The organism is Saltatorellus ferox (assembly GCA_007751475.1).
Classification (GTDB): Bacteria; Planctomycetota; UBA1135; order UBA1135.
Genome location: CP036434.1, coordinates 752,326 through 765,714 on the forward strand (window position 1 = coordinate 752,326; position 13,389 = coordinate 765,714).

12 protein-coding genes are annotated in these 13,389 nt (G+C 67.1%); 3 read left to right on the plus strand and 9 right to left on the minus strand.

All coding sequences use genetic code 11. The features are described from left to right. The first annotated feature begins 49 nt into the window (after positions 1 to 49). The gene (locus Poly30_RS02835) at positions 50 to 610 is read left to right on the plus strand and encodes a hypothetical protein (protein ID WP_145194509.1); all 561 of its coding nucleotides are present in this window, start codon (positions 50 to 52) and stop codon (positions 608 to 610) included. Here the strand turns inward: Poly30_RS02835 and Poly30_RS02840 are convergent, their stop codons facing one another. Beyond that, a complete protein-coding gene (locus Poly30_RS02840; protein WP_145194510.1) occupies positions 611 to 1,639 on the minus strand; it encodes an agmatinase family protein in 1,029 nt (342 codons plus the stop codon). A gap of 133 nt (positions 1,640 to 1,772) precedes the next feature. On the opposite strand from Poly30_RS02840, the gene Poly30_RS02845 reads away from it, so the two are divergent. Beyond that, positions 1,773 to 3,062: an SPFH domain-containing protein gene (locus Poly30_RS02845; RefSeq protein ID WP_145194511.1), complete on the plus strand. Its 1,290-nt coding sequence runs from the start codon at positions 1,773 to 1,775 to the stop codon at positions 3,060 to 3,062. Positions 3,063 to 3,072: 10 nt separating this feature from the next. Next, the gene (locus tag Poly30_RS02850) at positions 3,073 to 4,137 is read left to right on the plus strand and encodes an SPFH domain-containing protein (protein ID WP_145194512.1); all 1,065 of its coding nucleotides are present in this window, start codon (positions 3,073 to 3,075) and stop codon (positions 4,135 to 4,137) included. Here the strand turns inward: Poly30_RS02850 and Poly30_RS02855 are convergent. The 8 genes from Poly30_RS02855 to Poly30_RS02890 form a co-directional block, all read right to left on the minus strand. Further along, positions 4,100 to 5,707 (minus strand): sulfatase family protein, encoded by a 1,608-nt coding sequence (locus Poly30_RS02855; RefSeq protein ID WP_145194513.1) that lies wholly within the window; start codon positions 5,705 to 5,707, stop codon positions 4,100 to 4,102. The genes Poly30_RS02850 and Poly30_RS02855 overlap by 38 nt on opposite strands. 8 nt (positions 5,708 to 5,715) lie before the next feature. Continuing rightward, complete coding sequence (locus Poly30_RS02860; RefSeq protein ID WP_145194514.1) at positions 5,716 to 6,336, minus strand: class I SAM-dependent methyltransferase; 621 nt, start codon at positions 6,334 to 6,336, stop codon at positions 5,716 to 5,718. A 97-nt stretch (positions 6,337 to 6,433) separates the two neighbouring features. Continuing rightward, complete coding sequence (locus tag Poly30_RS02865) at positions 6,434 to 7,354, minus strand: DUF2231 domain-containing protein (RefSeq protein ID WP_145194515.1); 921 nt, start codon at positions 7,352 to 7,354, stop codon at positions 6,434 to 6,436. 24 nt (positions 7,355 to 7,378) lie between these two features. Next, complete coding sequence (locus tag Poly30_RS02870; protein WP_145194516.1) at positions 7,379 to 9,055, minus strand: TolB-like translocation protein; 1,677 nt, start codon at positions 9,053 to 9,055, stop codon at positions 7,379 to 7,381. Positions 9,056 to 9,146: 91 nt separating this feature from the next. After that, a complete protein-coding gene (locus Poly30_RS02875; protein ID WP_145194517.1) occupies positions 9,147 to 10,187 on the minus strand; it encodes a YheT family hydrolase in 1,041 nt (346 codons plus the stop codon). A 49-nt stretch (positions 10,188 to 10,236) separates the two neighbouring features. Further along, entirely contained in the window at positions 10,237 to 10,458 is a 222-nt protein-coding gene (locus tag Poly30_RS02880; RefSeq protein WP_145194518.1) for a hypothetical protein, read from the minus strand. A 101-nt stretch (positions 10,459 to 10,559) separates the two neighbouring features. After that, positions 10,560 to 11,072 (minus strand): zinc ribbon domain-containing protein, encoded by a 513-nt coding sequence (locus tag Poly30_RS02885; protein ID WP_145194519.1) that lies wholly within the window; start codon positions 11,070 to 11,072, stop codon positions 10,560 to 10,562. Between the two features lie 94 nt (positions 11,073 to 11,166). Next, a complete protein-coding gene (locus Poly30_RS02890) occupies positions 11,167 to 13,182 on the minus strand; it encodes a hypothetical protein (protein WP_145194520.1) in 2,016 nt (671 codons plus the stop codon). Between the last annotated feature and the right edge of the window lie 207 nt (positions 13,183 to 13,389).

A 13,389-nucleotide genomic window follows, 5' to 3' on the forward strand; every position in this document is an offset into this window, starting at 1 on the left:
CGATGTCGAACCCACAACCCACTCAAGTTCCCACGGGAGGGCTCATCCGATGATGGTCCGTATCATGATCGTCGTGCTCCTGATCGGTTCCATCGTCCTCGGATGGATGGACTGGCAGCAGTACCAGGAGATCCAGCGCTACGAAGACGCCCTCAAGCCGAACGGCGAGATCGAGAAGACGGTCGAGCGCATTCAGATGAAGGCGTTCAAGTACACCCAGTACAAGGAGCGGTCTGCCACCGAGGGCGTCAAGGGCGCCGGCGACAGCGGCTCGATCGCAACGTACGTGCGCGAACGCGCCCAGGACGGGCGTGTGCTCTGGGGCGGCGTCCAGGTTGGGGCCGCCAAGGAGAAGGCGGCCACGGTCGGGAAGAAGACCTACATGGACACCAGCTACAAGGTGACGCCCCAGGAGAAGGACCAGTCCTTCGACCGTCACCGGATCGCGAACTTCTTCTATCTGCTCGAGAAGGACAGCCGCAAGCTGAAGATCACGGACCTCGACATCAAGACGGCGGGTAAGGCGGCGAGACCGGAGGAGATTCCCCGGGATGCCTACGACGTCGAGTTCACGCTGACGATCCGCGAGCGCAAGGACTCGAAGCGCTGATCACGCACTCTGGGCTGCGCCCATCAGTCGATACAGGAGCCTCGCGCCGACGATCGCATCCCACGAGGTTCCCTCGGGATCGCCATCCGGCCCGGGGCTCACTTCGTTGAGGTCGAGGCCGACGATGCGCTTGCCGCTCTTGCGGAGCTCCTCCAGCCAGACCATCAGCTCGTCCCAGCGCAGACCGCCGGGGACCGGCGTGCCGGTGTTCGGGCAGAGCGTCGGATCGAGCGCGTCGATGTCGAAGCTGATGTAGACGTCGTCGGGCAGACCGCTGAGGGTTTCGCGGGCCAGCGCGCGGGTGCGGCCCTCGAAGCGCGCGCTGTCGAGGTCGGCCTCGAAGAGCGCGGTCACCGGGGAGGGGCCGCGGAGTTCCTCGTACTCCTGCTCGCAGAGGTCGCGGATGCCGACCTGGACGATCTTCGAGACGTTGCCGATCTCCTGGAGCACGTTGTGCATGATCGACGCGTGGGACCAGCGGAAGCCCTCGAAGGCAGGGCGCAGGTCGGCGTGGGCGTCGAACTGAAGCACCGCGAGGCCGGGGTAGCGGTCGGCGCAGGCCGCGATCGCACCGAAGGGAGTCGAGTGATCACCGCCCAGGAGCACCGGGAGCTTCGGTTCCCGTCCGCCCGAAAGCCGCTCGTCGAAGAACGCGCGAACGCTGGCGTTGATCTCGTCGCCGATCTCGTTGATCCGGGCGACCGCGGCCGCGTCGGCGTCCTCGGCCCCGCCTTTTTCGATGAGCGGCTGGGTCAGCGCCCGCGCGGCCGTGTTCCAGGCGTGGAAGCGGTCCTCGATGGGCGCCATCCAGATACCTGATTCGTACGGTTTGCCGAAGCGCAGGTCGAAGAGGTCGATCTGGCGGCTCGCCGCCAGCACGGCCTCGGGCCCGTGGGCGGTCCCGCCGCGGTAGGAGGTCGTCGCCTCGAAGGGGACGCCCAGCACGTGGATGGCCGCGTCGCCGGGGCCGTGGGGGAGGCCGAAGAGGCCGCTGTCTGCGCCGGAGGCGGCGTTCGGGTCGAAGTCCATGGGCATATTCTGGCGGCAAGGGAGCGGGGAATCACTTTCGGACCCGATGACCTTATCGGCGGACGCCCTGAATGGCGCCCGTCGGCCCCGCGTAGCGTGGGCCCCAAGATGCCTTGGATAGGCGCAAGTGACCATGAGTAAGACAATTGACGTGGAAGGATCGTCCGGTGACGGTGATAAGGGTCGCGGTTTCGACCCGCCGTGGGAGGGCGCCAAGAAGGCCTGGAAGGGCTTCGGGGGCGGCGGTAGCGGTCCCTGGGGCTCCGGCGGTTCCGGCGGCGGAGGACGAGGTGGCCGCTCGGGCGGCCCCGACTTCCCGGATCCTCCGCCGCTGGTGAAGATCGCCGGCGGCGTCTTCGTGGTCCTGCTCGTGCTCTTCACGGTGCTCGGCCTTTCCGGGAAGCTCGGGATCGCGAAGGTCGAGGCCGACGAGATCGCCGTCCGGGTGAACTACCTGAGCGGCACCGAGCACGTCGTCAGCGACCCCGGCTACCAGTTCTACATCCCGTTCCTGATGGACGTGTACAAGCTGGACGGTCGCACCCAGGAGTACTTGATGAAGGGCGATTCCTACCAGGGGCTCGGTCAGGCGCCGTATCTGACCGTTCGCGCGATCGACGGCTCGAACTTCTGGTTCGACGAGCTGAAGATTCAGTACGAGGTGAACCCCGACGACGCAGGCATCTTGATCCGGGACTCGGGCCTCGGGGACAACTACAAGGAAGAGTGGATCAAGTCCTACGCCCGCTCGATCCTCCGCGACGAGTTCGGCCGCTACAGCGCCGTCGACGTCGCAGATCCGACGGTCTACAAGCAAGCGCCCGAGGCGGCGCGGGCGAAGATGAACGAGATCCTCGGGCCCCACGGCATCCGCGTCGTGCGGATCATCACGCCGAACCCGCAGTTCGATGAGAACTACGAGCGCGCGATCGAGATGCGCAAGGAAGCCGACCAGGAGGTCGAGGAACTCCGGGCGCGCGTCCTGCAGATCGAGCAGGAGCGCGAGCAGCGCCTCGCCAAGGTTCGCAAGGAGAAGGAGGTCGAGATGCAGGAACTCACGGGTCAGCTGACCAAGGAACTCCTCGCGGCCGAGCAGTCCGCCATCCGGGTCGAGAAGTCGGCCGATGCGTTCGCGATGGAGCGAATCGCGGAGGGCACCGCGAACGAGGCGCGCTACAAGGCGGAGGCCACGGGTCTCGTCGCGAAGTACACGAAAGAGGCTGAAGGTATCGAGAGCAAGGCGAAAGCGCTCGAGCAGCGCGGCGAGGTCGTCGTGCGCGAGGCCCTCGTCCAGAAGCTCCTCGGCGTGAAGTTCACGCTCGTTCCCTACAGCCGTGACCCGTCGCCCGAGCGCCTCGAGCACAGCGGCAGCACGCAGTCCCCTGAACGCATGATCCCGGCCGACGAAGCCGGCGGCAACTGAGGATCACACCATGAATACGATCGCAAAAGTCTTCCTGAGTCTCGTGGGACTCCTGGTGGTGGGCCTCATCCTCCTGAACACGCTCTTCGTACGGATTCACCCGTGGGAGTACGGCGTGAAGCAGAACCTGCTCGGGGACGGTGTCGTCGAGAAGGACTTCGGCACCGGTTTCGTGCTGCGGATCCCCGGCGTGCACGAGTGGCACCGCATCGACCGTCGCACCCACTTCGTGACGTTCGCGGATATCCGCCAGCGCACCGAAATCGGCATGTCGCGGCCCTCTCTGGAGATCCGGACCAAGGACAACAACCTCGCGACCTACGACCTGTCGGTGACCTACCGCGTGGAAGAGGGAAGCGCCTACAAGATCGTCCAGGACCGCAAGAAGGAGATCTACAAGGCGCGGGTGGTCGACAACATCGAGTCGACGATGCGCGAGGAGCTGGCGCAGCTTTCTTCGGAGGAGATCTTCAGCACGGAGACGCGCCTTCGGGTGGCCAACGAGGCCCTGCCCAGGCTCGCCGAGAGTCTCCGGGAGTTCCAGTGCGTCCCCGACCAGGTGCTGATCCGCGCCGTACGATTCCAGGACGGCTACGAGGCGCGCCTCCAGGCCAAGCAGCTCACGTACCAGAAGACCGAGCTCGCGGAGTCCCAGCGCGCGGTCGAGGATCAATCGGCGATCACGCAGACGAAGCAGGCGGAGATCGAAGCGGCCGAGAAGGAGCTGCGCGGCGAGTGGGACAAGCGCATCCAGCAGGCGCAGTCCGAGAACCAGGTCAAGATCGCCGGCGTGCGCGCGAAGGCCAACATCTACGACCAGGAGACCCGGGCCAAGGCGGACGCGTCGTTCGAGATCGCGATCGCCGAGGGCAATCTGGCGATCGCCAAGGCGGAGGCGCTGCGGAACGAGCTGCGCAACAAGGCGCTCGATACGAAGGGCGGTCGGATCTTCCTGGCCCAGCAGGCGGCCGAGAATCTCGACTTCGAGAGCGTGACGCTGAACAGCAACGACCCGCGCGTGCCGTCGGTGATCGACATCAGCGCGATGGTGAAGCTGCTGATCGGCGACGAGTAGGCGGCGCGGCCGTTGGGTTGCGCGACTTCCGGAAGGAGACCGGGGATTCCAGCGGGCTGTGGGCCCAGGGGTCTCCGGTCTTCTCCAACAGGGCCAGGAGTAGCTCGTGGTGATGCGCCGCGGCTTCCGGCTCGGTCTCGAGGGAGTTTCCGAGCTCAGCTGGATCCGTCGCGCGGCAGTGGAGCTGGCGAACTTCGGGTTGTCCCGGCGTGCGCGAGATCACGTAGGTGTGGGTGGTGGAGCGAACGGCGCGGGATCCGGTCGGGTGGCCGGCCATGAGCGCTACCAGGTGGGCTGCCTGTTCGGGCTCCGCGTCCAGCGCGCGGAGTCGCGCGGAGTTGAACTCCAGCGAGTCGATCGCGCCCGCGTGGACCCAGTCGACGATGGAATTCAGCGCGGGCATCGCGTTCAGGTAGAGTAACGCCTCCGGCCCGCCGTGCGGTTCGCCCAGGAGCGCAGGCGACAGGTCTTGGCCTTCGACCGAGGCCGGGATCTCCGCCCCGAGTCCCAGGAGGCCGAGCAGCGTCGGCATCACGTCGGGCATACCGAGCAGCACCTCGCAGCGCCTGCCCGCGGGGATCCTGCCGGGCTGCCGCACGAGAAACGGGATGCCCGTGGACTCCTCGTGGAAGCTGCCCTTCTGCATGCGCCCGTGACTGCCCATCATCTCGCCGTGGTCGCTGGCGAAGACGACGAGCGTGTTCTCCTCGAGGCCTTCCTCGCGAAGGCAGGCGAGGAGACGACCGACCTGATCGTCGATCCCGGTGATGGCGCCGAAGTAGCCCTGGACGCTGGCGCACGCGCGGGCGATCTCCGCGGGCGACGCGGCCCCTTCGACGTTGGGGTTCCGGAGCAGTTCGCGCGGCGTGCAGTGACGGTAGTGCTCCAGGTACTCTTCCGGCACCTGGTCGTGGGGCGGGTGGGGCGGATTCCACGACAGCGTCAGCGCGAAGGGGCGCGCGGCGTCGCGCTGGGTTCCGCCGGGGTTCCGGAGGAAGTCGATCGCCACGTCGGTCTCGTGCCGCGCGGACCAGCCCTGGAACTCGACTCGGTCCTCCCGGTCGTCGCGCCAGTAGTGCGGGCGCAGATGGTCGTTGAAGCCGCCGTAGGAGTACCAGAACGCATGGCCGTGGCGTTTCGGTCCTGGCGGCGTGAACGCGTCCCAGACGTGACCATCCCAGGCTTCAGGGGCGGAGACGAATGGCTCTGTCGGCGCATCGAGGTGCCACTTGCCGATGTAGCCGACCTCGTAGCCCACGTCGCTGAGGACGTCGGAGAGGCAGCGCTCGGACTCCTTGAGGTAGATGCCGTAGCGGGCGTGGCCGCTGTGGCAGTTGGAGATCACGCCGTTCGAGAACGGATAGCGGCCCGTTTGCCACATGGCCCGCGCCGGGCTGCAGATCGGAGAGTTGGAGTAGGCCCGGACGCAGTCCGTGCCTTCCGCCGCGAGTCGATCGATGTTGGGCGTATGAACCGGGTCCTGCCCGCGGTGTCCCTGGGCCTGTGCGCGGAACTGGTCCGGAAAGAGAACCAGAAGGTTCGGCCGCTGGCCCCGAGGTTCGCTGGGCATGGGAGCCTCTAAGGGATGAGCTGGAAGCGAATGACGTTGCTGTGGGGCAGCGTCTCCGTGTCTTCCTCGATGATCGTGTAGCCAGCGGCTTCCACCATGCCGCGCATGATGGGGCCGGTGGTCATCGCGAAGCCGCTATTCTCCGCGGCCATGGGCTTGTCCTTGTCCGCGTACTGAATCACCACGTTGGCGCCTGGCGCGAGGACGGAGCGTAGGTTGTTCAGGTACCCCTCGATCAGCGGCGGGTCGAGGTGTACGAACGTTCCGAACGTGAAGACGTAGTCGACCGAGCGCGCGGGGACTCCGGGGAAGCCCGTGCCGTCGCTCTGACAGAACGAAAGCTGGGGGATCGCCCCGAAGCGCTCGATCAGGTAGTGGAACATCTCGCGGTGGATGTCCACGCAGATCGTGCGATGGAAGCCAAGGAGGTACTGGGTCCAGCGTCCGCCGCCGCTCCCGATCTCCAGGGCCGTCTTGGAGGCCGTGACAAAGGGCTCGATGAAGCGCTCCCGGACCGAGGCGAGGATGTCCAGCTTGTCGGGGTCACCCCACTGGTTCCCGTAGGCCTCCTCCTTGTTCCAGGTGACCATCTGGTCACGCCACAGGTTGTTCCATTGGATGGTCGGCATGGGAGGAGCTATCGAGCGATTCCGGAGGATCCCTTAGGGGAATCGGCCGACCCTTGGGGTTTCCCTTGGCTGGATGGGGGGAACGACCTGGGGGGGATTAGAACGGCGGGCTCAGCCAGTCGCTCCCGTAGGAGAGGCTGCCGCCGAGGTGCCCGGTGATACCGACGAGAACGGCAAGCAGCGCGAGGAGCGGCAGCCGCAGGCCAGGCTTTCGATAGAAGACGGTCATCCCGAGGACGGCCACGGTTGCCACGGCGACGCCCAGCCAGCGGTGATCGTCGAGTTCGTGGCCGCGGTGGGTGGTGGACTCCGCCAGCAGCCAGCCGAACGCGGCGGACGGGACCGTGCTGAGGGCGCCGAGGGTGTAGCTGAAGGTGGCGGCGTGATGGAGCTGAGGCTTCCGCAGCACCCGGGCGAGCAGCTCGGCCAGGAACGCCGCCGTCAGGAGCGCGATGGGGAAGTGAACGATCGTCGGGTGGAAGCGCCCGAGCCACTTCGGCCAGGGCTGCTTCATCCAGTGAACCGGAACGTCTACCTCGGGCTGGGCGGGTGACTCCGTGACGACGAGAACCTCTTCGGTGACCGCTTCTTCTGCTAGGGGCGCCTCTTCTGCTATGGGCACCGTGGCGCCGTCGCGAATCCAGCTCGCCAGCACCGCACGCTCCGCGGCGTCGAGCGGCGCGACATCGCTGTCGCTCGGCGGCATATCGCCGTCCTCGATGACCGCGAAGAGCCAGGAGTCGTCGGGCTCACCCGGAACGATAAGCTCCGGATCGGCCACGGTCGCGGCGAGGTCCCGGGCATCGGCCCATCCACGAGTGGCCTTGCGATCCTTCGAGTCAGGCCCGTGGCACGATCCGCAGCGTTCCACGAGAAGCGCCGCGGCCTCGAGAGCCCGGGCGTTCCCCTCCTGGTTCGGATCCGCGCTCTCCTGGCCGTAGGACACGAGCGAGAAGGAGAGGGCCAGCGAAACTTGCAGCAGCGCGACGGTGCAGCGGCGGAGGGACTTCGACTTCATCTCCGCCCATGATACTCAGCGTGCCTACCGCCGCAGCCAGAACTGCTCGATGGACGGGGCCGTTCCGGCTGGGGCACCCGCGGCGATGTCTTCGGGTAGGCCCGTGACGGTATCGATGGTCGCAGAGAGAAGCTGGTCGGGCTCGCCGAACACGGGCTCGGCGCGCCAGAGCATCTTCTGGCCGTCGCGGGAGAACGCCACCGCGGCGCGGCCGTTCAGGAAGTTGGGGTCCTGGAAGTCGCCCGTGGTCCACGCCGGGCCGAGGGTTCCGAGCCGGCTGAAGTCGGGCACCGAGTAGGCGACGACCTGGCGGGCGCTGTCGACGCGCGCGATCGTCTGGGTCACTGGCTCCACGCGTGTGAGCAGGCGCGATCCATCTTGCGACCAGAACGAGTCGTCCTCCTCCATGGCGAAGGTCGTGTCCGTCAAGCGTCTCGGCGCAGCCACTGAGTCGGCGTCGAAGACGAGCACCTCCCGGTACGCCACGTCGGTTTCGTAGGCGAGGAATCGGCCCGCGGGCGACCAGCTCGAGCGATCCACGAAGGAGTTCGGGATGACGCTGGGTTCGATGGCGTACGGAGCGGCGCCGAACTCCGCGATCGTGATCTCGTCGGTGGAGCTGTCGCGGTGGTTCGAAACGAACGCCAGGCGGCGACCGCCTGGCTCCCACGCGACGAGTTCGTCGTTCATCCCGATCACGCCTCCGTGAGCGTTCGGCAGCGTCGCTCCTTCGACGAGTCCGCTCGCCACGTCGGCGATCCAGAGCGCGGAACCGCTCGGGGATGGGTCGTTCGCCAGGACCGCCACGAAGTCTCCGTTGTCGCTCGTGAAGCAGTAGGCATCCTCGAGGCCGGGGATCGTGAACTCCGTCCGGACAGAGGTTTCCAGATCGATCGTCACGAGTCGGTAGTACTCGGTGCCGTTCGAAAGGTAGACGTTGGCCACGATCGCGACCACGCTTCCGTCCCGCGAAACGGAGATGTAGTCGATCGACGTTTCGCCCCCGGGAGCCGGCGCGATGAGCGGACCGAGCGTCCCGGAGGAATCGACGACCGCCAAGACCTCGGACTCGAGCACGGAGTCGTACCCGGCCACCAGGAGCCTTGCCGAATCGCCGAGCCAGGTCACGGGCTCGACCTCGTCGTCGTCGATCACGATCCGTCGGAGGGCTCCGCCGTAAGCGTCCGCGACGTAGGTCGCACGCTGGAACGAGATCGAGGAGGGCGCCAGGATCATGGTGCGGCTGGAGTCGGTGCTGAAGGCGACGATCGCCTGGCCTTCATCGCCCGCCCTCGGACCGCTCTCCAGGTTCGAGGGGAGCGCGACGCGGCGCGAGGTGCGCTCCTGGAGGTCGATCGCGTGAAGCTCGAGGCTTCCCACGTCTCCCACGGTCGCGAAGAGGTAGCGCCCGTCCGGGGAGAGGCTGGCGCTGTTCGGGAGCAGTGGCCGGGTGGCGAAGAGCGCGCTCGCGACCGAAGTCAGCTCACCGGTGGCAAAGTCGTAGAGGTGGGGGACCTCGCCGGTGACGAGCGGATTTCCGCTCGGGTCGCGATCGGAGAAGAAAATGGCGAACTCGGCCGGCAGCTCGCCGCTGTCTCCAGGTGCCTGCTGCTGCTTCGAGTCGGAGGAGCCACAGGCGGGGAGGAGGGCGGCCAGGAGGAGAACGGAGGAGAGCCGTGACGCTCGGAGAGGGGCCTTCATGGTGGCTGCCTTCATGGGTTTGGGGGCGAAGAAACGGATGGGGTTCATCCGGTCCAGCGCAGCCACCTCCCTCACTCCCTCACGAATTCACTCATTCGCTCCGCGCGAGCTCTCTCCGGGCAGCCTTGTGGCCCGGGTGGTGTCTCACCATCGAACCTTCGCGGCAGATCGCGAGGTAGTGATCGACCGCGTCGGGGAGCCAGCGATGGACGCCGAGTGAGCCCGGGCGCCGCTCCAGGAACCCGAGGTGGCCGCCGCCCTCGATGATCTCGACCTGGACGTGTGGGCTGCGCGGCGCCGTCTCCAGCACGCGCGACGAGACGATCGGGTCGTTGTCGGAATGCAGCACCACGACGGGGCTCTCCACGCGGTGCAGCGAGTGGACGGCGGACGCGCTCCGGTAGTACTGGCTCAGATTCTCGAAGCCCCACACGGGTCCCATGTAGAGCTCGTCGAACCGGCGCAGGCCGCTCAGCCTCGGCACGTGGTAGCTACCGGGGGCTGAGTCGCCGGTCAGCTCGGGGACCCAGCGCCGGCAGCTCCGCAGGACCCAGAGATCGTAGGCCTTGGAGCGCGGATGCCGCAGGTCGTGGGACGCGGCGTCGAGGTCGATGGGTGGGCAGATCGCCACGGACAGCTCCGGCGCATGCTCGGTCCCGTGCCCGAGCAGCTTCAGGAGCGTGTTGCCGCTGATCGAGTACCCGACCGCAAAGATGCGCGTCGTCGCCGCACGTTCCTTCAGCCAGAGGAGGGCGTCCTCGACGTCGTCGATGTGGCCGGCCATGTACGGGCGAGTCGATTCCTCGTGCTCGTCGCCGGAACCTCGGTGGTCGAGAGCGAGCACCGCGTGCCCGCTCCCCGCAAAACGAACGGCCCCTTGTCGCAGGTAGCCGGAGCGAGTCGTGCCGCCGAGTCCGTGCAGAAGAAGAACGGCGGGCTGAACCTCCCCGTGGTGATACCAGCCATCCAGCGTCCCCCCGCAGCGCAGCGGAATCGCGACGCGCACGAAGTCGGGATTCTCCTCCAGCGGAGCCACGCCCTTGGGCAGCGCGAGCCCCAGCACCGTCTGCAAATCCCCACCAGGCAGGCAAGGATGCGGACGGAAGGGCGGGGGAGGGGGAAGACGGAGCATGAGCGCACCAATTTACCTGGAGTGCGCGCAGCGCGCTCCGCCGCCGGCATCAATCTGTCTCTTCGAGCCTGAGCTCCGCCTGCTCCCCTACCGCGACGTCGACCTCACCGATCCGTCGCCACGCTTTCGGATCGTATTCGTCCAGGCCCTGCCGCTGGCGCACCTCGATCCTTCCGGCCGGTACACGCTCGAACGTCTGTTCACCACCCAGTCCCGAACCTGGCGGTACCGAACCCGACCCAAATCCGCCACGTTTCGAATCGAAGAGCATCCCTTCCAATCGAAACGTGGCGGGTTTGGGTCGGGTTCGGTACCGCCATCCCTTCCAATCGAAACGTGGCGGGTTTGGGTCAGGTTCGGTACCGCCAAGATTCACCTCTCTACCTTGAACCACGTCCGGCAGTGGTCGCACCGGACGTCGCCGCCGGGTGAGATCAAAGTCGCGTCGGTGAGGCCCGCGCTGCACTCCGGGCAGCGGGGGTAGGCGTCTTGCCTGGGGGAAGACATGGGGCGGATCTTCGCCATGGCCTCGCGGACCGCTCGGGGGTCTGCACCGGCCTGCTCTGCCGCTTCTTGGACCGAGCGTTGGACCTGGTCGAGGCGGGCGCCGGTCCGTCTTCGGACAGTTTCGGGCAGACCCTTCGGACCCCGGACCGCGATCCAGACGAAGGCGCCACCGACGGCCAGGAACGGAAACCCGAACACCATTCCCAGCAGTGGGCCGCCGATGGAGCCGCCCGTGAACAGGCTGTAGAGGGAGCCCACAACGGTCAGAAACCCGAACGTGAGGAACGGTAAGCCGAAAAGTCCCAGGAGGAGTCTCAGCACGACGGAGGCTGGTCCGGAGAGACCTCCTCCCGGTTCGTTCGTGTTCTCACCGTCCATGGGGAGGGAAGTTTACCCCAACCGGAGACGCCGGGTTGGCGGTCCGGCTCCTGGGTCCCGCCATGGTCGGTACCGTGAAGGAAGGTGTGGCCCTCTACTTCGCCGTCAGCTCGATGACCAGGGTTCGATCCTCTCCGAGGACCAGGTCCGCGCTGACCGGCGCTGGCTCGAGGAAGCCGTCGACCTCTGGTCCCTGGACGCGATAGACGCCCGGGGTTTCCACTCGGAACCATCGTTCGGCGCCGCTCATGGCGAGGTCCACCTTCGTCGCTTTGCCCGTGGGGTCGATGGCCGTAAGCGAGTAGGTGTCGGGCCAGGGAACGAGCTTGCCCTCGCTGCGGAGCTCCACGTGGCACACGGCCAGCGGCCGAACGCTGAGGGTGAACTCGGAGCCCGACGCCGTGTCGAGCACGACGTCTTCGGAAGCGAAGCCGGCTTGGCGCGCGCTTGCGGTGAACTTGCCCTCCGGCACGCGGAGGTGAAACAGGCCCGTGGCTGCGTCCTTTCCCGCCGTCGCCATCGATCCAAACTCCACGCCTTCGGGGCGGACCGGACACCAGATGACGCGCTCGATCCCCTCGGGCGTCTCGTTCGTCCCTTCTTGAACAACGCGCACGGTCACCTCGATCGGGGGAGGCACCTCCAGGCGGTAGTCGAGCGTCCCCTCCGGCGGGTGCTCGAAGACCTGGGCCCAGTTCAGCTGGAAGTGCGTGATCACGTAGGTGCCGACTTCCAGTTCAGGGTTCGCGAACGCGAAGTGCCCGTCTTCTCCGGGCACCTCGGAAAGGCGCTTGCCCTTGAAGCTCGAGGTCGCTCGAGCCCCCGTCACCGAAGGCGTCATGCGCCTGAGGGTCACCGAGTTCTGCGGGATCTCCCAGGCTGCGGGGACGATGAGCGTGCCCGAGAGTGGCGCCACGATCGCAGCCGCCCGGGCCTCCAGGACCAGACGGACGTCGGTTGACTCACCAGCGACGATCTCGATTTCTTGCTCCGCCAGCACGGCGGGTTGGCTGAACCAGTCGCCGACTTCGAGGCCCACCCGATAGCTGCCGGGTGGGAGCCCCGCCAGAGTGGTGGACTCTGCGCGTAGCTGCATGTCGGCGAAGAGGCCATTGCTGGTCCGGAGCCTCAGTCTGGCATCCTTCGGGAGAAGCCCCTCGCAAGCCAGCTCGAGACTGCCAGCGGGCGAAAGCTCGACCCTGCGCTCTCCTACCGTCGTCAGGTCCACACTCACCTTTTTCCACGCGTAGCCACGCGCGCCCACGAGGAGCGTGGCGGCCTGGGCCTGGGCGGCGTCGCCGCTCGGCTGGAGCAGCACGGGCGACCTCTCCGCCTCGGCCAGCTTCGCCGTGTACTGTCCCCTGGGGTACGTGGCGACCACGAGGGCGGAGTTCGCAAAGAGCACATCCACGTCGGCGAGGTGGGCTCCCGAACCTTCCGCGACGACCTCCAGACTGACCGCGGCCGAGCCGCGGACGGGGACCGTGGCATCGAGGGTCCCGGGCGCGAACGTGACGGATCTCACCACGTTTTCGGCGTCTGCGGGGTCGTGCAAGAGAAGTCCGCCGAGGCCGTCGACGTCGGGCACCTCCACGGTGAAACGCTCCACCTGGTTCGTCAGTCCAAGGACGACTTCGCCACCTGCGATGAGCTCGACGCCGCCATCGACCTGGCGCATCCTGACCTCGAAGCGGCTATCGATCAGCGGTGCGCGCAGCGCCTGGCCGCGATTCGCGCTCCAGGCGCGCAGGTGGGCGGTGCCGTTGAGCGCCGTCTCCAGGGGGACGCCGTTCTCGTAGAGCACGATACGACCCGCAAGTGCCACAGGGGCCTCCTCCGAGGACGTGCCCTGCGCTGAAAGCCCCTGGGCGTCGGCGGACGGGGCGAGTTCGGTCTCCGGCCGAAGTTCCTCCAGTGCGATTCTCTCATCCTGCTGCGAGCTGGATAGCGCTCCGATCTCCTCTCCCCCCGGAGACCGAGCCTCTGCATCGGGCTCTCCCATCGGCTCCGCACCCAGGGTCACGCCACCGGTCGCAGCGGAAGCGGGATCACGCAGCGCGAACCACGCGGCTCCCACGAGGCATAGAGCCGCGAGCACGAGCAGCGGCATGAGGGAGGATCGCCCGGCACGTCGCCCGGTCGTCCATCTCTGGCGAGTACGCGGTTCGAATGGCAGATCATCTTCTTGGTTCGGTGCGAGGCGCATGTCCATGGCAGGTCGGAGTAGAGGTCGGCCCCATCGCAGCGTGCTCCGAGGCGAAGGTTGAGGCTAACCGCCCTGGGAGTGCCCGCTTCCGAGTTCTCTCCAGTGGGACGA

Bases quoted from the DNA above. Each gene is read 5' to 3' on its own strand.
- Poly30_RS02855 (WP_145194513.1), bottom strand. From the start codon at position 5,707: ATGCCCAGCGAACCTCGGGGCCAGCGGCCGAACCTTCTGGTTCTCTTT.
- Poly30_RS02840 (WP_145194510.1), bottom strand. From the start codon at position 1,639: ATGGACTTCGACCCGAACGCCGCCTCCGGCGCAGACAGCGGCCTCTTC.
- Poly30_RS02845 (WP_145194511.1), top strand. From the start codon at position 1,773: ATGAGTAAGACAATTGACGTGGAAGGATCGTCCGGTGACGGTGATAAG.
- Poly30_RS02885 (WP_145194519.1), bottom strand. From the start codon at position 11,072: ATGGACGGTGAGAACACGAACGAACCGGGAGGAGGTCTCTCCGGACCA.
- Poly30_RS02880 (WP_145194518.1), bottom strand. From the start codon at position 10,458: ATGCTCTTCGATTCGAAACGTGGCGGATTTGGGTCGGGTTCGGTACCG.
- Poly30_RS02850 (WP_145194512.1), top strand. From the start codon at position 3,073: ATGAATACGATCGCAAAAGTCTTCCTGAGTCTCGTGGGACTCCTGGTG.
- Poly30_RS02860 (WP_145194514.1), bottom strand. From the start codon at position 6,336: ATGCCGACCATCCAATGGAACAACCTGTGGCGTGACCAGATGGTCACC.
- Poly30_RS02875 (WP_145194517.1), bottom strand. From the start codon at position 10,187: ATGCTCCGTCTTCCCCCTCCCCCGCCCTTCCGTCCGCATCCTTGCCTG.
- Poly30_RS02890 (WP_145194520.1), bottom strand. From the start codon at position 13,182: ATGCCGCTGCTCGTGCTCGCGGCTCTATGCCTCGTGGGAGCCGCGTGG.
- Poly30_RS02835 (WP_145194509.1), top strand. From the start codon at position 50: ATGATGGTCCGTATCATGATCGTCGTGCTCCTGATCGGTTCCATCGTC.
- Poly30_RS02865 (WP_145194515.1), bottom strand. From the start codon at position 7,354: ATGAAGTCGAAGTCCCTCCGCCGCTGCACCGTCGCGCTGCTGCAAGTT.
- Poly30_RS02870 (WP_145194516.1), bottom strand. From the start codon at position 9,055: ATGAAGGCCCCTCTCCGAGCGTCACGGCTCTCCTCCGTTCTCCTCCTG.